The organism is Pseudomonas sp. 8 R 14, assembly GCF_900005955.1.
Lineage (GTDB): Bacteria > Pseudomonadota > Gammaproteobacteria > Pseudomonadales > Pseudomonadaceae > Aquipseudomonas > Aquipseudomonas marginalis.
Window position 1 is genome coordinate 40408 of the sequence record NZ_CVTH01000040.1, and the last position, 18133, is coordinate 58540.

General features: G+C 59.8%; 19 protein-coding genes and 2 pseudogenes. 10 read left to right on the forward strand and 11 right to left on the reverse strand.

Features of this window, described 5'->3' with window-relative positions; genetic code table 11:
• Positions 1-3: 3 nt before the first annotated feature.
• The 3 genes from BFQ01_RS08215 to BFQ01_RS08225 all read left to right on the forward strand — a co-directional run bounded on the left by BFQ01_RS08215 (position 4) and on the right by BFQ01_RS08225 (position 2443).
• Positions 4-819 carry a M90 family metallopeptidase gene (locus tag BFQ01_RS08215; protein ID WP_065924891.1) on the forward strand — a complete coding sequence of 272 codons (816 nt, stop codon included), beginning with the start codon at positions 4-6 and terminating at the stop codon, positions 817-819.
• Between the two features lie 108 nt (positions 820-927).
• Complete coding sequence (ppa, locus tag BFQ01_RS08220; RefSeq protein ID WP_065924892.1) at positions 928-1455, forward strand: inorganic diphosphatase; 528 nt, start codon at positions 928-930, stop codon at positions 1453-1455.
• Between the two features lie 214 nt (positions 1456-1669).
• A complete protein-coding gene (locus BFQ01_RS08225) occupies positions 1670-2443 on the forward strand; it encodes a LexA family transcriptional regulator (protein WP_027605213.1) in 774 nt (257 codons plus the stop codon).
• Positions 2444-2743: 300 nt separating this feature from the next.
• Here the strand turns inward: BFQ01_RS08225 and BFQ01_RS08230 are convergent, their stop codons facing one another.
• From BFQ01_RS08230 to BFQ01_RS32180, 10 genes are all read right to left on the reverse strand, one after another.
• On the reverse strand, positions 2744-2980 hold the full coding sequence (locus tag BFQ01_RS08230; RefSeq protein WP_065924893.1) for a hypothetical protein: 237 nt from the start codon (positions 2978-2980) through the stop codon (positions 2744-2746).
• Between the two features lie 334 nt (positions 2981-3314).
• Positions 3315-4472 carry a glutathionylspermidine synthase family protein gene (locus BFQ01_RS08235; RefSeq protein ID WP_065924894.1) on the reverse strand — a complete coding sequence of 386 codons (1158 nt, stop codon included), beginning with the start codon at positions 4470-4472 and terminating at the stop codon, positions 3315-3317.
• Between the two features lie 12 nt (positions 4473-4484).
• Positions 4485-5195, reverse strand: a complete 711-nt coding sequence (locus BFQ01_RS08240) for a DUF1190 domain-containing protein (RefSeq protein ID WP_065924895.1) — start codon at positions 5193-5195, stop codon at positions 4485-4487.
• An 18-nt stretch (positions 5196-5213) separates the two neighbouring features.
• On the reverse strand, positions 5214-5642 hold the full coding sequence (locus BFQ01_RS08245) for a DUF350 domain-containing protein (RefSeq protein WP_027605210.1): 429 nt from the start codon (positions 5640-5642) through the stop codon (positions 5214-5216).
• A 15-nt stretch (positions 5643-5657) separates the two neighbouring features.
• Positions 5658-6329, reverse strand: a complete 672-nt coding sequence (locus BFQ01_RS08250; RefSeq protein ID WP_065924896.1) for a DUF2491 family protein — start codon at positions 6327-6329, stop codon at positions 5658-5660.
• On the reverse strand, positions 6316-7350 hold the full coding sequence (locus BFQ01_RS08255) for an ion channel (protein WP_065924897.1): 1035 nt from the start codon (positions 7348-7350) through the stop codon (positions 6316-6318). The genes BFQ01_RS08250 and BFQ01_RS08255 overlap by 14 nt, the downstream gene beginning before the upstream one ends.
• A 33-nt stretch (positions 7351-7383) precedes the next feature.
• On the reverse strand, positions 7384-7944 hold the full coding sequence (locus BFQ01_RS08260; RefSeq protein WP_065924898.1) for a rhomboid family intramembrane serine protease: 561 nt from the start codon (positions 7942-7944) through the stop codon (positions 7384-7386).
• Between the two features lie 57 nt (positions 7945-8001).
• Positions 8002-8700, reverse strand: coding sequence for a PspA/IM30 family protein (locus BFQ01_RS08265; RefSeq protein ID WP_027605206.1), 699 nt, complete (start codon positions 8698-8700; stop codon positions 8002-8004).
• A 17-nt stretch (positions 8701-8717) separates the two neighbouring features.
• Positions 8718-9299: a YjfI family protein gene (locus BFQ01_RS08270; protein ID WP_027605205.1), complete on the reverse strand. Its 582-nt coding sequence runs from the start codon at positions 9297-9299 to the stop codon at positions 8718-8720.
• Between the two features lie 170 nt (positions 9300-9469).
• Positions 9470-9670, reverse strand: a complete 201-nt coding sequence (locus BFQ01_RS32180; RefSeq protein WP_137211982.1) for a hypothetical protein — start codon at positions 9668-9670, stop codon at positions 9470-9472.
• Between BFQ01_RS32180 and ycaC the strand changes: the two genes are divergently transcribed.
• Entirely contained in the window at positions 9669-10301 is a 633-nt protein-coding gene (ycaC, locus tag BFQ01_RS08275) for an isochorismate family cysteine hydrolase YcaC (RefSeq protein ID WP_027605204.1), read from the forward strand. The two genes, BFQ01_RS32180 and ycaC, sit on opposite strands and share 2 nt — an antisense overlap.
• A 48-nt stretch (positions 10302-10349) precedes the next feature.
• Here ycaC and BFQ01_RS08280 read toward each other — a convergent pair.
• Positions 10350-11231 (reverse strand): annotated as a pseudogene (locus BFQ01_RS08280) (YhcG family protein); the annotation flags it as partial.
• On the opposite strand from BFQ01_RS08280, the pseudogene BFQ01_RS32185 reads away from it, so the two are divergent.
• The 6 genes and pseudogenes from BFQ01_RS32185 to BFQ01_RS08305 all read left to right on the forward strand — a co-directional run.
• Positions 11214-11384 (forward strand): annotated as a pseudogene (locus tag BFQ01_RS32185) (transposase domain-containing protein); the annotation flags it as partial. The pseudogenes BFQ01_RS08280 and BFQ01_RS32185 sit on opposite strands and share 18 nt — an antisense overlap.
• Before the next feature lie 408 nt (positions 11385-11792).
• Entirely contained in the window at positions 11793-12932 is a 1140-nt protein-coding gene (locus tag BFQ01_RS08285) for a Fic family protein (RefSeq protein ID WP_065924899.1), read from the forward strand.
• A 74-nt stretch (positions 12933-13006) separates the two neighbouring features.
• Complete coding sequence (locus BFQ01_RS08290) at positions 13007-13249, forward strand: exodeoxyribonuclease VII small subunit (RefSeq protein ID WP_003176346.1); 243 nt, start codon at positions 13007-13009, stop codon at positions 13247-13249.
• The gene (gene ispA, locus BFQ01_RS08295; RefSeq protein WP_065924900.1) at positions 13246-14133 is read left to right on the forward strand and encodes a (2E,6E)-farnesyl diphosphate synthase; all 888 of its coding nucleotides are present in this window, start codon (positions 13246-13248) and stop codon (positions 14131-14133) included. Before BFQ01_RS08290 ends, ispA begins: the two co-directional genes overlap by 4 nt.
• 110 nt (positions 14134-14243) lie before the next feature.
• The gene (gene dxs / locus BFQ01_RS08300) at positions 14244-16142 is read left to right on the forward strand and encodes a 1-deoxy-D-xylulose-5-phosphate synthase (RefSeq protein WP_065924901.1); all 1899 of its coding nucleotides are present in this window, start codon (positions 14244-14246) and stop codon (positions 16140-16142) included.
• Positions 16143-16236: 94 nt separating this feature from the next.
• Positions 16237-18126, forward strand: a complete 1890-nt coding sequence (locus tag BFQ01_RS08305) for a TonB-dependent receptor domain-containing protein (protein WP_065924902.1) — start codon at positions 16237-16239, stop codon at positions 18124-18126.
• Positions 18127-18133 lie beyond the last annotated feature (7 nt).

The following is an 18133-nucleotide window of genomic DNA, read 5'->3' on the forward strand; positions in this document are numbered from 1 at the left end:
GGCATGTGGTCCCTCAGCGCCTGGCGGCGCCGACGCCTGCTGGCCAAGCACCCGATTGCCGATGACACCTGGCAGCGGGTGCGCCACCACCTGACCTTCCTCGACGGCATCAGTGCCGAGCAGGACCAGTGGCTGCGCGAAGCCTGCGTGGTGTTCCTCGCCGAAAAACACCTCACCGCCCTGCCCGGCGTCGAGCTGCACCAGGAACAACGCCTGCTGCTCGCCGCCCAGGCGCAACTGCCGCTGATGAACCTGGGCGACCTCGACTGGTACCAGGGTTTCCATGAAATCGTGCTGTACCCCGACGACTTCCTCAGCCCCCAGCGCCATCGCGACAGCAGCGGCATCGAACACGAGTGGGACGGCGAACACAGCGGCGAAGCCTGGCAGCAAGGCCCGGTGATTCTTGCCTGGCCCGGCGTACTGGCCAGCGGTCAGTGGGAAGGCTACAACCTGGTGATCCACGAACTGGCCCACAAACTCGACATGCTCAACGGCGACGCCAATGGCCTGCCGCCACTGCACCACGACATGCGCGTGCAGGAGTGGGCCAGCGTAATGCAGGGCGCTTATGACGACCTCAATCGCCAGCTGGACGCCAACCCCGACGCCGAGACGGAGATAGACCCGTACGCGGCGGAAAACCCGGCGGAGTTCTTTGCGGTCACCAGCGAATATTTTTTCAGCGCCCCGGATTTACTCGTCAATAGTTATCCACAGGTGTACGCCCAACTCAGCCGCTTTTACCGCCAGGATCCCTTGGCCCGCCTGACCCAACTGCAAGCGCACGACCCGCGTTATCAGCCACAAGGCGAATGACCGTACGACGTCTGGCGCATGGCATCGCCGGCAGAATATGCCTATAATCGCCGCCACTTTTAGGCCAATCCGGCCATGTCATATGGCCAACTACGGGGGCAACGCCCAATGAGCTACAGCAAGATTCCGGCTGGCAAAGACCTGCCGAACGACATCTACGTCGCCATCGAGATTCCGGCCAACCACGCGCCGATCAAATACGAAATCGACAAAGACAGCGACTGCCTGTTCGTTGACCGTTTCATGGCCACCCCGATGTTCTACCCGGCCAACTACGGTTTTATCCCGAACACCCTGGCCGACGACGGTGACCCCCTCGACGTGCTGGTCGTAACCCCTTACCCGGTTACCCCAGGCTCGGTCATCCGCGCTCGCCCGGTCGGCATCCTGCACATGACCGACGACGGCGGTGGTGATGCCAAAGTGATCGCCGTGCCACACGACAAGCTGTCCCAGCTGTACGTGGACGTGAAGGAATACACCGACCTGCCGCCACTGCTGCTGGAACAGATCAAGCACTTCTTCGAGAACTACAAAGACCTCGAAAAAGGCAAATGGGTGAAGATCGACGGTTGGGGCAACGCAGACGCCGCCCGCGCCGAAATCATGAAGTCGGTCGCTGCCTACAAAGGCTGATACCGGCTACTCATTGCCTCGGCAATTGAAAAAGCCCCGATTACTCGGGGCTTTTTTTGTGGGAAAAATTAAACGACAAGTTCAACATCTTATAAACTTAGTTTAATCATCTGTGAATTCCGAAGTAATAAGCCACAACTAAGCAAAAACCTACAGGCCTAACTCAACGCATGGTTTATTTGATGTGTTTTCTCGGCCAGTAAACTCTGCGTTTATGAATACATCAGGTGATCGCTTAAAAGCGCTATTACGGGAAGTTCATCTTTCCGCCTCCGACTTCGCCAAGAACCGTGGTGTCACGCCTCAACACGTGAACAACTGGTTCAAACGCGGTGTACCCATGGGCCGACTCAACGAGATCGCAGAACTGCTGTGCATCTCCAGCCGTTGGCTACGCACCGGCGAAGGCCCCAAACACCCACCGGCCAACTTCCTGCTGGAAGGCCCCGGCACCAGGAAAGGACTCCCCGCCCGCGAAGAAACTGGCAAATACCTCACAGGCCCCGCCTGCCGCCCGGAAAAAATCGACGTGGAAATCCCCCTCCACCCCACCTTCACCTCAACCGAACGCATCCGCGTCTCCCTGCACACCCTCGAAACCCTCAACGTCAACCCCGACCGCGCGCTGGGCGCCTACATGGTCGACAACAGCATGATCGACATCATCCAACAAGGCGCCACCCTCGCCATCGACAAAGGCCGCACCCAAATCATCGACGGCGAAATCTACGCGGTCGAACACGACGGAATGCTCCGCATCAAATACCTCTACAACCGCCCTGGAGGTGGCTTGCGCATGCGCAGCCACAATGCCGGTGAACATCCGGACGAATACCTGACCCACGAGCAACGGTTTGAGCAGAACTTCCAGATTGTGGGGTGGGTGTTCTGGTGGTCCACGTTGAATAACCGTAGGCCGCCGGTGCCGCTGGATGAGCATTTATTGGGCTGGGAAGGCTCTAAATCGGATCCGGAGGTGGGCAATTGAAGTGAATGTGGGTATCATGCGCCGCACATTTGGCAGGGGGTTGCGTTGCGCTATCCACCCTGCTCGGCGATGCGGAGGAGTTCCCGCAGATGCCCCTACTATTCAGCCCGACGCAATGTGGGCTGAGCGATTTGAAGACTGCTGAGGTTTGTCAAAAACAAGCTGAGGCGGTCACAGAGAAGCCGGCCACAAGCCGGCTTTTTAATGCCTGATAAGTATCGAGACTCAATTGTCCAACAGCTGTTGGACAATTGAGTAATCAAAAGCGGGCTGTCATATCCGGCCCTTCTCTCAGTCGCCTTATGCGGGCCGCATGCACTCCACAGCCCGATCCGCCACCATCTTCGCCATCTCCACCAGATGCATCACCGCCCTCTGCGGTGCAGCCACCGGCTCCCCAAGAACTTGCGAAGTCGCCACCGCACACTGCAGCAACTCAGCCACACGCACCCAGGCATCCTCAAAGCTCAACTCTTCATTTACGACAAATGGATTGGTTGCACGCGAAGACTGTGAATCCGAAATAACGTTATCCATAGCAAAACCTCTAGCAGTAAGTGATTACCACCGTCCTTTCGCGACTAAACAATCAGAGGTGGCGGCTGTACGCAGGTTAGTCGACCGGCCGCTAGGCACCGGCGCACCCGAGGGTGCCCTGCGCACAGCCACCATAAAGTGCAGATGAGAAGACACCTGTCTTTGAGATGGCGTGCGCCTAGCGAGGCAAGGGCGACTAAACCCGATCACTGAATAGGCAGTGACGATCCGCAGCCTAGTCAACCATTCCCGCTGGCGCAATGCAGTTGGAATTCTCTCGGAAACGTCCTGCAAATGAAAGGGATCAGCCCTGCTGGCCCTTTAAGCTCCAGCCTCAATCCAATATCAAATGCGGCAAAAACCGGCTCGAATCCTTGGTAATCAAACTATTATCCTCCCGCACCCCAATCCCCGCCGCCTGGTCCCCAATCACCCAAGACCCAATCAACGTGTAGCTGTCCCCAAACCGCGGCAACGGCGCAAACTCCTGGAGAATAAACGGCGCATCCGTATAGGGCCCGTCCTCCTTAACAATCAGCCCATCGGCCGTTTGCAGCTCAATGTTCGCCCCTTCCCGCGAGAAGAATGGCTTGCGCACCCAGCCCTTCGGCACAGCTTTACCCGGTTCGGTATCCAGGTGGGCCGCGAGCAGATTCGGGTGGCCTTTGTTGAATTCCCACAGCAGCGGCAGGATGCCTTTGTTGGAAATGATGGATTTCCACGCAGGCTCGAAAAACTGGGTGTCGCTCTCGGCAATCGCGGCGCCGAAGGGTTCGTGGAAGATGAATTCCCAGGCGTGCAGTTTGAACAGGTGGGGAATCCAGCGGTCCTGGAGGTCGACGAAGCGGCCTTCGCTGGTCAGGCCGATGTCTTCGATGTCGATGTGGCGTGATTCGATGCCGACTTTTTCCGCGACGAGGCGCAGGTAGTCGGTGGTGCCTTTGTCTTCGACCGAGTCTTTCATCGAGGCGAAGTAGAACGGCTGGTTGATTTGCAGTTGGGCGAAGGCCTGGTGCAGTTTGGTGTCGATGCTGTTGAACTGGTCGGCATGCTTGGGCAGCAGGCCGCGTTCGATGCATTGCTCGAGCCAACCCCATTGGAACGCCGCGGCCTCGTAGAGGCTGGTCGGTGTGTCGTAGTTGAGTTCCAGCAGCTTGGCGGGCCCGGTGCCGTTGTAGGAGAAGTCCATGCGCCCGTACAGGTGCGGGTGGCCTTCGAGCCATGAGGTTTTGATCATGTCGAAGAAGGGCGCGGGAATGCTCAGGCGTTCGAGCAGTTCTTCGCTCTGGACCACGCGGGCGACGAGGTCCATGCACATGTCATGGATCTCGGTGGTCGGGTCTTCGAGGTCGTGCTCGATTTGCTTGAGCGTGAACTGGTAATACGCGCGCTCGTCCCAGTAGGGTTCGTTGTCGATGGTATGGAACAGAAAGCCGAGGTTTTCAGCCGTCTGTTTCCAGTCATGACGTTCTGCACAATGGATTTTCTTCATGGCCCGGTTTCCTTAACTGCTCGACCCGCCACCGCCCCAGCCGCTGCGTGCGCTGGCCTTGCTGCCGAAGCCGCCACGGGAGGTGGCCGACGCCACGGAGCTCGACTGGCTGGAGGTGCGCAGCGTGTTGGTGTAATTGCTGCTGCCGTACCGGGCTTGATTCGAGCGGCCAAACGTCGCGCCATTGGAGACGCGCTGGTTGAGCGTCGAGTTGCCGTACTCACCGCGATCATCGCGATAGCGGTACACCGGCTCAGAGCGGTAGCTGTTGCGATTGCTGCTCAGCATGTTGCCGATCAGCAGACCGGTCAGCAGGCTGCTAGTGGAGAAGCCGGAGCCGCCGCTTGCCTGAGCGTTACCCGCCTGGGCGTTGGCCGCGTCTACCTGGGATTGTGTCACCTGGCCTTCGGCGGTCAGTTCGAAACCGCCCAGCTTGGGAATGAACTGGCCATTGGAGTCCAGCTGGCACCAGCCGGCGACAAAGTCGGCATCGCAATCGGCCTGGCTGGCGTATACCGGTGCGATGCGGCGATGCTCGGCCAGGGCCGTCATGTAGGCGTCCGAACAGACGTCCACCGGCAGTTTTTCATCGGCGCATTGCTGCACCGACTGGAAGTTGTACTTCTTCTGCAAATCGTAGGTTTTTTCCGTCGGCCCACAACCGGATATCGCCATGGCGACCGACGCTGCCAGCGAAAGCTGGACGTACTTGCTTCGTTTCATCGGGAGCTCCGTGCGCAATCAGTTCTGGGTAGGTGTCATGCAGGCGGCATTCAACATGCCGACGCTGATGGCCACCGCCGCCACATAGATGCCCGCTGCGAGCTCGCCTCTCTTGATGCGCTCGGAAGTGCCCTTGAGCACGAGACTGGTGAGCAGAAACGCCAACAGTTGGACGACGGCTGCGATCACCGCCCAGACGACGAAGTCGAGGATGCTGATCGAATAGGCAATCACGTTGCTGGCCGGAATGGCGAAACCGACGATGGCACCGCCCAGGGCGACCGCTGCGGAAACGTTGCCCGCCCGGATCAGCTCGAATTCCTTGTGCGGGGTGACGCGGGTATAGATGAACTGGAACAGCGCAAACAGCACGGCAGCCCCCAGGATGTAGGTGACAAACCCGAGCACGGCGGCTTTGTTCAGGGAGATGGAGAGAGCTTCTAGCATGGATTTCTTCCTTTTTTAGAGCGCATTCAGGTCGGTTGTGTACAGTGAAATGCCCAGGGAGGTGCTCAGGCTGACAGTGCCTTCAGCGTCTTCTTCGACAGAGAACAGCAGAAACTCCCGTCGATCGGTCAGGCCGGTGTCACGGGCATATAGCATCGAGCGGTGTTCGACGCTGTAGGAGTCCTCGGGGTTTATCACCTGCTCGCTCATGGCCACCAATTCTGTCTGGCCAGCCTCGCTGCCCCACACGCGCGCGTATTCGACGCCGTTATGGGTGTAGGTCGGCAACCCGATCGGACTCTGCGGCCCCGCCAGCCGGCGCAATTCAGCTTCGCTGCTGATAGTGACGTAGCTCAGGTAGTTGAACAGGATCACAGACTCGACCTGCCCGGCGATGTCGCCCGTGGTGTGCACCTGCAGCCAGTAATCTTCGTCGTTCATGTAGTAGCGCGACAGCCAGGTCGACTGCCCGAGGTCAACGGTGCCGTTACTCCAGATTTCCTGGGAGCCGGGGATAACCACCGTGGTCTTCCCTTCGAGCAACAACTTCAGGGTCGTGTCGAATATCACGCCTTTGCCCGGCGCCAGGCCAAGCGGCCCGGTGGTCGGCAGCGGTTCGGCAGCGCCTTTCGAGTGTGTATTCGCTTGCGGGGCCTCAAGCCCCATCAACTGTTTAAACCATCCCATTGGAGATTTCCTTGAGGCGGGTGGAGGCAATGTAGAAGAGCTCGCCGCCTTCAACGCGCGTGGCACTGGGCGGGTTGATCGACGGTTGCGGGGCACCTTTGGCGCGATAGCCGATGAGGGTGGCGTTGTGGCGTTCTTTCATCTGGGTGTACAGATCGCCGAACGTGGCTTCAAACGCCTCGGGCAATCTCATCAAGTATTGGGTGGCCCCCTGCCCCACGCACAGTAGCTCATTAATGACCACCGACGAGCCCGGGTCCTGAGAGGCGCGCACCAGCATTTCGATAGCCATGCTTGAGGTGCATTCCAGGCTGGGGGCGTAGGAACTGGCCAGTGCGGCGATCTCACTTGCATTGAAGTGGGCGACCACATGCCCGACCGGATTCAATTGATTCACCGCCAGCACGGTGGCCAGCGTCAGATCGTCAGACGGGGTTCGCACCAGCACACGCTCGGCACCGGGCACACCGGCACGCAGCAACAGCGCTGTGGAGGACAAGCTCTCACCCCGGATAAAGGCCGCCTTGCCCGGCATCGGGTTTTCTTCGAGGGTGCAATCGCAGATGACGATCAGGTTGTCGTTCGAGGTTTCGTCTTGCAGCAACAACTCGATGACCCGTTCACTGGACGCGCCCTCCCAGCCAATGAGCACGGTATGGCCGATTTTGCCGGTGAAATCGCCTTTGCCCTTCATGCCTTTTCTCCATGCATCGATGACAGTGCTGGTGGTTTTGCCGATGGCTGCCGTCAGCAGCGCAATGCCTCCGAGCATGACCCAGGTCGCCACGAACAAGCGTCCCAAAGAGGTCTGCGGCGATAGATCGCCATAGCCGACGGTCAGCGTGGTGGTGAGATAGAAGTAAACGAACGTGGCGGGCGCGGTGAGGTGTTGTTCGCCCAGAACCACCAGGCCCAGATAAGCCGTGCTCAGGTGTACCCCCAAGGCGATGACCAGGCCTGCCCAGCCGAAGCGGTGAAAGAGGGAAGCGGCGTACCTGCGCAACAAAAGAAAAATCGGCATTGCGTCCCTGACTCCCTGGGTGCTCAAGTGCGTTCAGCCGGCATTAAACCTGCTGCGTGGTTGAGAGAGAAGTACCTTGGCGGCAATAAATCCGGCGAAGGCACCAAACAGATGCCCTTCGAAGGAAACGCCTTGGCGAGGCAGGAAGCCAAGGACCAGTCCGCCATACAGTACCGCCACCACTCCGGCAGTGATCAGGTTGCTCCAGCTCCTGCGGAACCAGGCGCGAGACAACAGGTAGGCCCACAACCCGAACACCCAGCCGCTGGCCCCCACGTGCACACCCGCAAAACCGAACAGCCAGACCAGCGAACCGCCCAGCAGGATGATGATCGCGCTGACGGTCACAAACCGATTGAGCCCTTCGATAATCACCAGGGTGCCCAGGATCAAAAAGGCAACCAGGTTCGCGCTCAGGTGGGCGAACGAGCCGTGCAAAAAGGGTGAGGTGAGGATGCCCGGCAGCCCCTGCAGCGTTCTCGGGATCAGGCCGAACGTCATCAGGCTGTAACCGGTCGCTGCATTGAGCAGTTGCAGCGCGACCATGAACAGCGCCAGGCCTGCGATTGTCTTGAAACCCTTCAGGGCGCCCATCCTGACCTCGACGTAAAAAAAGAAGGGCAGACACTGCCCTTCCTGCGGCGACGTTGCTTACTCGGCCGATTTTTGCTTCAAACGCTCCAGAATCGCATTGGCGCTGCCTTCGTTCGGCGTGATGCCGGCGTCGCGCAGCTTGCGCTCCAGGTCGGTCCCGGTCGATGCATCTGCCAGTTCATCCTGGGCTTGCAGTTCAGCGGCGCGTTGCTGCTGCTTGGCCTGCAAACGATTCAGCGTACCGACGGCGGTTTCCAGCTTGCCGTTGGCACCGCCGCTGGCGATGGAGGCGCTGACCTGGGCCTTCTGTACGCTGTCGCGCGCCTTGGCCATGTCCACTTGCTGACGCAGGCTTTTGATCCGGCTTTCGGCCTTGGTGATGTCCTTGCGCATGCCTTCCGCATAGCCACCGAACTCGGTGGCTTGCTTATGCTCGACATCCCGCTCGTTGGTCAGGGTCGAGATGGCTTCGGCCACTTCCAGGGCGAGGTCTTCACGATTGGCCTGCAGGGCAGCTACGGCCTTGGACTCCAGGTCCTTGATCTTGGCGTCGTACTCATTGACGCGATCAGTCGCCAATTTGTGCTTGGCCATGATGCTCACCAGCTCACGCTTGGCGTTGGCCAGCGCGGTGTCGGCATCGCGGATTTCCTGATCGAGGATGCGCAGGGCCTGTTGGTCGACGATCGATTCGCCGACTTCGTTGGCACCGCCACGCAGCGCGGTGAACAATTTGCTCCAGATGGACTGAGTCATTGGATACTCCCGAATACTTAATTGAAGAAACGTTCGAAGGCTTCGCTGGCGCGCTGCACGTTGTCGACCAGGGTTTTCACCTCGGTGACGATATTGGTCAGGCTGGAGTCGGAGCTCAATGCACCGAACATGTTGTAGACCACTTGCCCGTTAGGCATGGACTCGATGCCGATGGAGGACAGCGGGAACATTTCCCGGCTGCGCAACACCGCGTCATTGAATTTAGCGACATCGTTGATGGACTCGACATCGACCAGCACGGTGTCAACGATGATCTGCTCGCCCACCACCGCGATGTAAATCGGCAGGCCACCGAAGTCGTTCATTTCCAGCTTGATGCTGGACTCGGAGCCTTGAACCAGAGAAAGCGTAATGTCCTTGGACACCACGTCGTCCAGGGCCTGAAGAGCGGTGAAGAGGCGATCGATATTCCAGTTGGTACCTGCGCTCATGAAATTCTCCGACATGAATGAGCCAGCCAGAATCGGCTGGCGAAGCTGTTTCTCCATCTGCTTGAGCAGGCTTCGGTTTTCGGGAAGCACCCAAGTCTCGTGTTTCACGTAGCCGGCGGCCGCCAGGCCTGCACGCATCTGCTTCATGTAAAAGCTCGATGGCTTTTTGGCGGACGGCTTCAAGCGCTCTCCCTTGAGGCTTGCTGAATCGGTATCGGGCCCGTTAGGCGGACTCGATGGAGAGCTGCTTTCCATGGTACTGACCTCGCTGTGAAAAACTCACGCGTGAGAAAATCTACAGGCATTTTTTGCCACACTCAATAGCTCACGCGTGAGATTTTTTGACTTACTTTCCCGACCGCTAAAAGGATCAGTCCTACTGACAACCCATGAATTGTCGCCTTTGAGTTGACGGTATTACCCATTCCAGCCGATTTATCCCCCAGCATCCACCCATTAATCTGTGCCCATGTTGAACGCAACGCCCAACCAACCTGAACAAAAAAGGATTCAACCATGAGCACTCCAACCTACAACCGCTTGAACAAAGACGACGCCGTAGTCCTGCTGGTCGACCACCAGACTGGCCTGATTTCCCTGGTTCAGGACTTCTCGCCCAACGAGTTCAAGAACAACGTGCTGGCCCTGGCCGACCTGGCCAAGTTCTTCAACCTGCCGACCATCCTCACCACCAGCTTCGAACAAGGCCCCAACGGCCCGCTGGTACCGGAGTTGAAAGAGATGTTCCCGGACGCGCCGTACATCGCCCGCCCCGGCCAGATCAATGCCTGGGACAACGAAGACTTCGTCAAGGCAATCAAAGCCACCGGCCGCAAGCAGATCATCATCGCCGGCGTGGTCACGGATGTATGCGTAGCGTTCCCGACCTTGTCGGCACTGGCGGAAGGGTTTGAGGTGTTTGTGGTGACCGATGCCTCCGGCACGTTCAATACCACGGTGCAGCAGGCGGCGTGGAGCCGGATGACCCAGGCCGGTGCACAGTTGATGAATTGGTTCTCGGTAGCCTGTGAGCTGCACCGCGACTGGCGCAACGATATCGAAGGCCTGGGCAATCTGTTGTCCCAGCGCATTCCCAACTATCGCAACCTGATGAATGGGTATGCGGCGTTGACGGCGCATCAGAAGTAAGTGAGCCGAGATTCGCGATAAGCCTGCCTTCAAAAGCAGGCTTTGTTGTTATTTGGCAAGCTCGCGCTCTATCTGCTCTATGCTCGGCAAACTGGTTTGCAGCTCCGCTGGCAAGGACTCCACCAACTGATACTGCGCCACACCTATGGGCCGGTTGTTATCGCGAAGCGCATATTCGGCTACCACTTCGTTCTTGCTCTTGCACAGCAGCAGACCAATTGTCGGGCCATCCTGTGGATGCTTAAGTTGGGCATCCACGGCGGCGAGATAGAAACTCAACTCGCCCAGATGCTCGGGCTTGAACTTGCCGGCCTTGAGCTCGATCACGACGTAGCAGCGCAGCTTCAAGTGATAGAACAGCAGGTCAACGAAGACCTCGTCACCGCCGACATCCAGCAACACCTGCTGACCAACGAAAGCGAAACCCGCACCCAGCTCTAATAAAAAGTCGGTGACGTGCTTGATCAAGGCGTTTTCAATATCGCGCTCCTGCGCACCCAAGGTCAGACTGAGGAAGTCAAAGCGGTAAGGGTCTTTCAGCGATTCACGCGCCAGATCGGATTGAGGTTTGGGCAGATGGATTTCGAAGTTGCTGACAGCTTTACCACTGCGCTCCAGCAAACGGTTTTCGATGTGCATGACCAGCGTGTTGCGCGACCAGTTGTGTTCAATTGCCTGGCCGACGTACCAGCGACGGGTTTCGGGGCCAGGGAGTTTGTCCAGCAGCGCCAGTTGGTGATACCAAGGCAATTGTGCAAGCACCTCTTGCACAAATTCCGAATCCGGCCAAGCTTCGGCAAAGGCACGCATGTACTTCAAATTACGTGGAGAAAAACCCTTCATGTTCGGGAAGGCTGCGCGTAAATCCTGGGAAAGACGTTCAATAACCTTGCTGCCCCAACCCTGCTTGGCCTGGCGAGCGATACCGTCAACGGCGCCGCCGCCAGCGCAAAGATCTACAGCTTGGTCGAGACCGCCAAGGTCAACGGCCAGGAGCCCTATACGTGGCTGCCTCAGGCTTCGTCGCTTGAAGATTATGAAGCCTTGCTGCCGTGGAACTGCTCGCCAGAAATGCCACGGTAAATCGTTAACCCACTGTTGGGTAGGTGGGGTTTATGGATCGCATACAATAGATAGGCTCGCTGGGATTAACTTGTGTGTCCGGTGTCTAGGACAACGAGTATTACAACTCACTAAAGGTTCGCAAAAAAATCAGCTACGAGCTAATTACGGGCTGAGACCCCAAAATATTGCCTTTGATATTCTAACGACAAATGACCACGCTTCCACTGTTAGATGCCAGATAGGTAATCTTCTAATGGTTGCTGATAGCCATATGGTCTAGGGGCATAAGTCAAAATTTCACATCACAAAAACTACAAAAAACACCGATCACCAGACTAGACCCTGAGCCAAATCCGCAGCACAATCGGCTCACCAAATGAGCCGAATAACCTCTTTATTCGGCTCACGCACCCCAGGCATCCCACCATGGCTCATCCGCACTGGATCTGGCAACGCGCCGACTGGCCTCACTTCCACTGGCAACCCGGTCGCCTCGCGGCTTTGCTGCGCGAGTGCGGACAAGCCCAGGGCAAGTTGTTGGGCATGCTCGGCTCCGTCAGCCAGGCAGTCAGCGCACAGAATGAACTGGATGCGCTGCTGCAAAATATCCTGACGTCCTCGGCGATTGAGGGTGAGCAGTTGAATGTCGGCTCGGTGCGCTCGTCCCTGGCAAGGCGGATGGGCCTGGAAGCGATGGAAGACGGTCAGGTAAGCCGCCGCAGCGAAGGCCTCGCCGAGTTGATGATGGATGCCACTCAACAATTCACCCAGCCGTTTACCCTCGCCCGCCTATTGAACTGGCATCACTTATTGTTCCCGGCCCCGGAAGCGGGCTATGCCGCTCGAGCGCTCAATATTGGATCCTTGAGGGGAGATGAGCCGATGCAAGTGGTGTCGGGCCGGCTTGATCGGCCGACCGTGCATTTCGAGGCCCCGCCACGTCTGGGACTGGAGCAGGCACTGGCGGATTTCCTGGAGTGGTTCGAAACCAGCCGCGATCAGCCGGAACTGGACCCATTGGTACGCGCCGGCGTCGCGCACTTCTGGTTTGTCACACTGCACCCCTTCGATGACGGCAATGGTCGCCTGACACGCGCTATCACCGATTTGGCACTGGCCCAGGGTGAACACCAGGCCATCCGTTTCTATGCCATGTCAGCCAGCATCCTCGAAGACCGCACCGGCTACTACAACGCGCTGGAATCCAGCCAGAAGGCCTCCCTGGATATCACTGCCTGGCTGGAGTGGTTCCTTAAAACCCTGTTACGCAGCGTGCAGCAGGCCATGGGGCGGATTGACCGGGTGCTGGAAAAGAGTCGGTTCTGGCAGCAACACCGCGACCTCCCTTTGTCGGCTGAACAGATCAAGGTCCTCAATCGACTGCTCGACGGTGGTGAGAAGGGCTTCGAACACGGCATCAGCGCGGCGCAGTACCAGGCGGTGGCCAAGGTCTCCAAGGCGACAGCGACGCGACACCTGGCGGACCTGCTGGAAAAAAACTGCCTGGTCCGTCTCCCCGGAGGCGGCCGCAGCACGCGTTATCAGGTCAATACAGGGGGCGAGTGACGCCCCACTCATTTGCCCAGAATCCCCATGTCTGCTAGTGTCGCGCCGGTTTACCGTCTACCGGAATAGCCGCCATGGCCCGCAAAAAAGTTGCACTCGATTTCGAACAATCCCTCGCCGACCTGCAAACATTGGTCGAGCGTCTGGAGAACGGCGAGTTGTCGCTGGAGGACTCGCTGACGGCGTTTGAGCAAGGCATCGGCCTGACCCGTGACTGCCAGAGCGCGTTGGCGCAGGCGGAGCAGAAGGTCCAGGTATTGCTGGAGCGTGACGGAGAGTTGGCCGAAGAACCTTTCGACGCGGAACAGCCGGAATGATCGACGCGTATCAGGCCAGTAGCCAAGCCCGGGTGAATGCGGCGCTGGAGCCCTTGTTTGTTGCGCCAAGCCCGGAAATGAAGCGTCTGTATGAAGCCATGCGCTACAGCGTGATGAATGGCGGCAAGCGCGTGCGCCCGTTGCTGGCGTATGCGGCCTGTGAAGCGCTGGGCGCGCCGGCCGAACAGGCCAACGGTGCCGCCTGTGCGGTCGAGCTGATTCACGCCTATTCCCTGGTACACGACGATTTGCCGGCGATGGACGATGACGATCTGCGTCGCGGCCAGCCCACCACCCATAAAGCCTTTGATGAAGCCTATGCGATCCTCGCCGGTGATGGCTTGCAGAGCCTGGCGTTCAGCGCGTTGCTGGACCCACGCCTGAGCAGCGTCAACGCCGAGATCCGCCTGCGCATGGTCACCGCACTGGCCCTGGCTGCCGGCCCTGCGGGCATGGTGGGCGGGCAGGCGATCGACATGGGTTCAGTCAGCGTCAAGCTGGATCAAAAAGCCCTTGAGCACATGCACCGCCACAAGACCGGCGCACTGATCGAAGCCGCCGTGCACTTGGGCGCGCTGGCCAGCGGACATGCCGAAGCCACGCAATTGGCGGCGCTGCAGACCTATTCCCGGGCCATTGGCCTGGCGTTTCAGGTGCAGGACGACATTCTCGACGTGGAAAGCGATACCGCCACCCTGGGCAAACGCCAGGGCGCCGATATCGCACGGGACAAACCGACTTATCCTGCGCTGCTCGGGCTGCAAGCCGCCAAGGCCTACGCCGTGGAACTACGCGACCAGGCGCTGGACGCCCTGCGACCTTTCGACGCGGCGGCCGAGCCACTGCGTGACCTGGCGCGGTATATCGTCGAACGCCGCCACTGATTACGGCGGCCATTGCAACCGCATATCGGCCAAGTTCGGCGCTCTGCGTGGGCAGTTTGCGATGCTTGAGGTAAACTGCCGCCTCTTCTATACCTATAACGATTCGCCTGATGCCCACGACGTTTCAAGAGATTCCCCGCAAGCGCCCGTCCACGCCCCTGCTCGACCGTGCTGCCACGCCGGACGGCCTGCGTCGTCTGGGTGAAGCCGAGCTGGAAACCCTGGCCGATGAGTTGCGCCTGGAATTGCTCTACACGGTCGGCCAGACCGGTGGGCATTTCGGTGCCGGCCTGGGCGTCATCGAGCTGACCATCGCGTTGCACTACGTGTTCGACACCCCGGATGACCGGCTGGTGTGGGACGTGGGCCATCAGGCGTATCCGCACAAGATCCTCACGGGCCGCCGCGAGCGCATGGGCACCCTGCGTCAGAAGGACGGCGTTGCCGCCTTCCCGCGCCGCGCCGAAAGCGAGTACGACACCTTTGGCGTCGGCCACTCCAGCACCTCGATCAGCGCAGCGCTGGGCATGGCGATTGCCGCCCGGCTGCAAGGCAGCGACCGCAAGGCAATCGCCGTGATCGGTGATGGCGCGCTGACTGCCGGCATGGCCTTCGAAGCGCTGAACCATGCGCCGGAAGTGAACGCCAACATGCTGGTGATCCTCAACGACAACGACATGTCGATCTCGCGCAATGTCGGTGGCCTGTCCAATTACCTGGCCAAGATTCTCTCCAGCCGCACCTATGCCAGCATGCGCGAAGGCAGCAAGAAGGTGCTCTCGCGTCTGCCCGGCGCCTGGGAAATTGCCCGGCGTACCGAAGAATATGCCAAGGGCATGCTGGTCCCCGGCACGCTGTTCGAAGAGCTGGGCTGGAACTACATCGGCCCCATCGACGGCCATGACCTGCCGACCCTGATTGCCACACTGCGCAACATGCGCGACCTCAAGGGCCCGCAGTTCCTGCACATCGTCACCAAGAAAGGCAAAGGCTTCGCCCCGGCGGAAGTCGACCCGATCGGCTACCACGCGATCACCAAGCTGGAACCCCTGGACGCCCCCGCCGCTGCGCCGAAAAAAGCCAGCGGGCCGAAGTACTCCGGTGTGTTCGGCGAATGGTTGTGTGACATGGCCGCCGTCGACCCACGCCTGGTGGGCATTACCCCGGCGATGAAGGAAGGCTCCGACCTGGTGGCGTTCAGCGAGCGTTTCCCGCTGCGCTATTTCGACGTGGCCATTGCCGAGCAGCACGCTGTCACGTTCGCGGCCGGTATGGCCTGCGAAGGCGCCAAGCCGGTGGTGGCAATCTACTCAACGTTCCTGCAGCGGGGTTATGACCAGTTGGTGCATGACGTCGCCGTGCAGAACCTCGACGTGCTGTTTGCCATCGACCGCGCCGGTCTAGTCGGCGAAGACGGCCCGACTCACGCGGGCAGCTTCGACCTGTCCTACTTGCGCTGCATCCCCGGCATGCTGGTGATGACGCCGAGCGACGAAAACGAACTGCGCAAGATGCTCAGCACCGGCCACCTGTATAACGGCCCGGCCGCCGTGCGTTACCCACGGGGCAACGGCCCCAACGCGCTGATCGAGAAGGACCTGGAGCCGATCGAAATCGGCAAGGGCATTGTGCGTCGCCAGGGCAGCAGGACCGCGTTCCTGGTGTTTGGCGTGCAATTGGCCGAAGCGCTCAAGGTGGCCGAGAAGATCGACGCCACCGTGGTCGACATGCGCTTCGTCAAGCCGCTGGATGAAGCCCTGGTGCGCGACATCGCCGGCAGTCATGAGCTGCTGGTGACCGTCGAGGAGAACGCCATCATGGGCGGTGCCGGTGCGGCGGTCAGTGAGTTCCTGGCGCGGGAAAACATCCTCAGGTCGGTGCTGCACCTGGGCTTGCCGGATACCTACGTCGAACATGCCAAGCCGGCGCAGATGCTGGCTGAGTGCGGGCTGGATGAAGCAGGGATCGAGGCTTCGGTGCGCGAGCGCCTGGCGCTGCTGGCCCAGTAGAAACCGGGACCCAATGTGGGAGGGGCGGTGCGACGATTCGACTTGCCCCCTCCCACATTTGATTGGTGCCATCCTCAAGCGCTATGGACAGCCCATGAAACACCTGTACCTTGCCCTGCTGCTTCTGCCCTCCCCTGAATTGCTCTCCGACACCCGCGACAACGCCCTGAAACTCCCCGACGTCGTCATCAGCGCCAACCGCCAGGTCCAGGCACGCAACGACAGCAGCGCCGCCAACACCGTGTTCACCCGCGACGACATCGACCGCCTGCAACCCACCAGCCTCACCGACCTGCTCAGCCGTGTGCCCGGTGTACAAGTCGCACCCTCCGGCGGCCGTGGCAATTTGCCGGGCATCTACCTGCGGGGCACCAAGTCCGCCCAAAGCCTGGTGCTGGTAGACGGCCAGCGCATCGCCAACACCACCTCCGGCGACAGCGGCCTGCAATACCTCAACGTCGACCAGATTGAGCGGGTGGAAGTGCTGCGCGGCTCGCGCTCGGTGATCTACGGCAGCGACGCGATTGGCGGCGTGATCCAGGTATTCACCCGGCGCAATGCCGAGCAAGGCGTGCAACCGCGCGTGAAACTCGGGTTCGGCAGCCACAACACCTGGGAGCGCAGCCTTGGCCTTTCGGGCGGTGACAAACAGACGCGCTTCAACCTGGGCGCGAGCCTGGATGACACTGCCGGCATCAACTCAACCCGCCAGTCGTTCCCCAGCGACGGTGACCATGATGCTTATCGCAACCAGTCCGTGAGCCTGAACCTCAGCCACTCCTTCAGCGATGAACTGGAGGTGGGCTTCAATCTGTTGGATAACCGCGGCAAATCGGAGTACGACAACAGCTTCGGCCGCTACGACGCCGCCACCGGGCAAACCGTTAGCCAGAAACCCTACACCGACTACGCCGTGAGCAGCGCCAGCGGCTATGTCGACGCCACGCTCAATGAGCACTGGCAATCGCGCCTGGAGCTGGGCCACAGCGAGAACCGCGACACCAAGCGCGACACCCTCAGCGAGGATTTCAGCGTATTCAACACCTACCGTGATTCGGTCAACTGGCAGAACGACCTGAGGCTGGATGAGCAGAACAGCCTGATCCTCGGCGGCGACTGGTACGAAGACCGCTTCCACGGCTCCACCACCTTTACCGAAAACAGCCGCTGGAACCGCGCCGCCTTTATGCAGCATCGCTTTCACAGCGCGTGGTTTTCCACCGAACTGGGCCTGCGTCACGACCAGAACCAGCAGTTCGGCGGGCAGAACAGCTGGAGCGGCATCCTGACCTTGCCGGTCAACCCCGACAATGACGTGCTGCTGAGCTACAGCGAAGGCTTCCGCGCGCCGACCTTCAACGACCTCTATTATCCGGACACGAAGTACAGCAACCCCCACCTGCAGCCCGAAACATCAAAGAGCTACGAACTGCAGTGGCGCAGCCAGTTGAGTGACAGCACGCGCCTGGAAGCGTCCCTGTACCGCACCGATTTGAGCGATGCGATCATTCTCGACCAAACCGGCAAGCCGCAGAATGTGGCGTCGGCACGCCTCAACGGTGTTGAGGCGGCGCTCAAGCAGGACCTGTTCGGCTGGCAAGGCAACCTCGGACTGTCGATCATCGACCCGCGCGACCGCGACAGTGGCCACACCCTGGCCCGCCGGGCGCGGCGTACGTTGAGCCTGGACCTGGACCGGCAATTCGACCAGGTGGGCGTGGGCGCCAGTTGGCAGGCGATCAGCCACAGCTATGACGATGAAGCCAACACCCAGCGCCTGGGCGGCTATGGGTTGCTCGGGCTGCGCGGCAGTTGGGCGGTGACGCGGGAAGTGGGGCTGTCGCTGAAGGTCGACAACCTGCTGGACAAGTCTTATGCGCGGGCGCGCTACAGCTACAACGATCCGGCATTCGTCAACAATCACGATTACCGTGAAGAAGGCCGGACGTGGATGTTTGGCGTGACCTGGACACCTGAAATCTGATTGTCGC

Excerpts from the sequence above, each read along its gene's own strand:
- BFQ01_RS08240 (WP_065924895.1), bottom strand. The coding sequence starts at position 5,195 with ATGAAACGAAGCAAGTACGTCCAGCTTTCGCTGGCAGCGTCGGTCGCC.
- dxs (WP_065924901.1), top strand. The coding sequence starts at position 14,244 with ATGCCCACGACGTTTCAAGAGATTCCCCGCAAGCGCCCGTCCACGCCC.
- ppa (WP_065924892.1), top strand. The coding sequence starts at position 928 with ATGAGCTACAGCAAGATTCCGGCTGGCAAAGACCTGCCGAACGACATC.
- BFQ01_RS08260 (WP_065924898.1), bottom strand. The coding sequence starts at position 7,944 with ATGGGCGCCCTGAAGGGTTTCAAGACAATCGCAGGCCTGGCGCTGTTC.
- BFQ01_RS08225 (WP_027605213.1), top strand. The coding sequence starts at position 1,670 with ATGAATACATCAGGTGATCGCTTAAAAGCGCTATTACGGGAAGTTCAT.
- ispA (WP_065924900.1), top strand. The coding sequence starts at position 13,246 with ATGATCGACGCGTATCAGGCCAGTAGCCAAGCCCGGGTGAATGCGGCG.
- BFQ01_RS08290 (WP_003176346.1), top strand. The coding sequence starts at position 13,007 with ATGGCCCGCAAAAAAGTTGCACTCGATTTCGAACAATCCCTCGCCGAC.
- BFQ01_RS08250 (WP_065924896.1), bottom strand. The coding sequence starts at position 6,329 with ATGGGATGGTTTAAACAGTTGATGGGGCTTGAGGCCCCGCAAGCGAAT.
- BFQ01_RS08255 (WP_065924897.1), bottom strand. The coding sequence starts at position 7,350 with ATGCCGATTTTTCTTTTGTTGCGCAGGTACGCCGCTTCCCTCTTTCAC.
- BFQ01_RS08270 (WP_027605205.1), bottom strand. The coding sequence starts at position 9,299 with ATGAAGCAGATGCGTGCAGGCCTGGCGGCCGCCGGCTACGTGAAACAC.
- BFQ01_RS08245 (WP_027605210.1), bottom strand. The coding sequence starts at position 5,642 with ATGCTAGAAGCTCTCTCCATCTCCCTGAACAAAGCCGCCGTGCTCGGG.
- ycaC (WP_027605204.1), top strand. The coding sequence starts at position 9,669 with ATGAGCACTCCAACCTACAACCGCTTGAACAAAGACGACGCCGTAGTC.
- BFQ01_RS08215 (WP_065924891.1), top strand. The coding sequence starts at position 4 with ATGTGGTCCCTCAGCGCCTGGCGGCGCCGACGCCTGCTGGCCAAGCAC.
- BFQ01_RS08235 (WP_065924894.1), bottom strand. The coding sequence starts at position 4,472 with ATGAAGAAAATCCATTGTGCAGAACGTCATGACTGGAAACAGACGGCT.
- BFQ01_RS08305 (WP_065924902.1), top strand. The coding sequence starts at position 16,237 with ATGAAACACCTGTACCTTGCCCTGCTGCTTCTGCCCTCCCCTGAATTG.
- BFQ01_RS32180 (WP_137211982.1), bottom strand. The coding sequence starts at position 9,670 with ATGGTTGAATCCTTTTTTGTTCAGGTTGGTTGGGCGTTGCGTTCAACA.
- BFQ01_RS08265 (WP_027605206.1), bottom strand. The coding sequence starts at position 8,700 with ATGACTCAGTCCATCTGGAGCAAATTGTTCACCGCGCTGCGTGGCGGT.
- BFQ01_RS08230 (WP_065924893.1), bottom strand. The coding sequence starts at position 2,980 with ATGGATAACGTTATTTCGGATTCACAGTCTTCGCGTGCAACCAATCCA.
- BFQ01_RS08285 (WP_065924899.1), top strand. The coding sequence starts at position 11,793 with ATGGCTCATCCGCACTGGATCTGGCAACGCGCCGACTGGCCTCACTTC.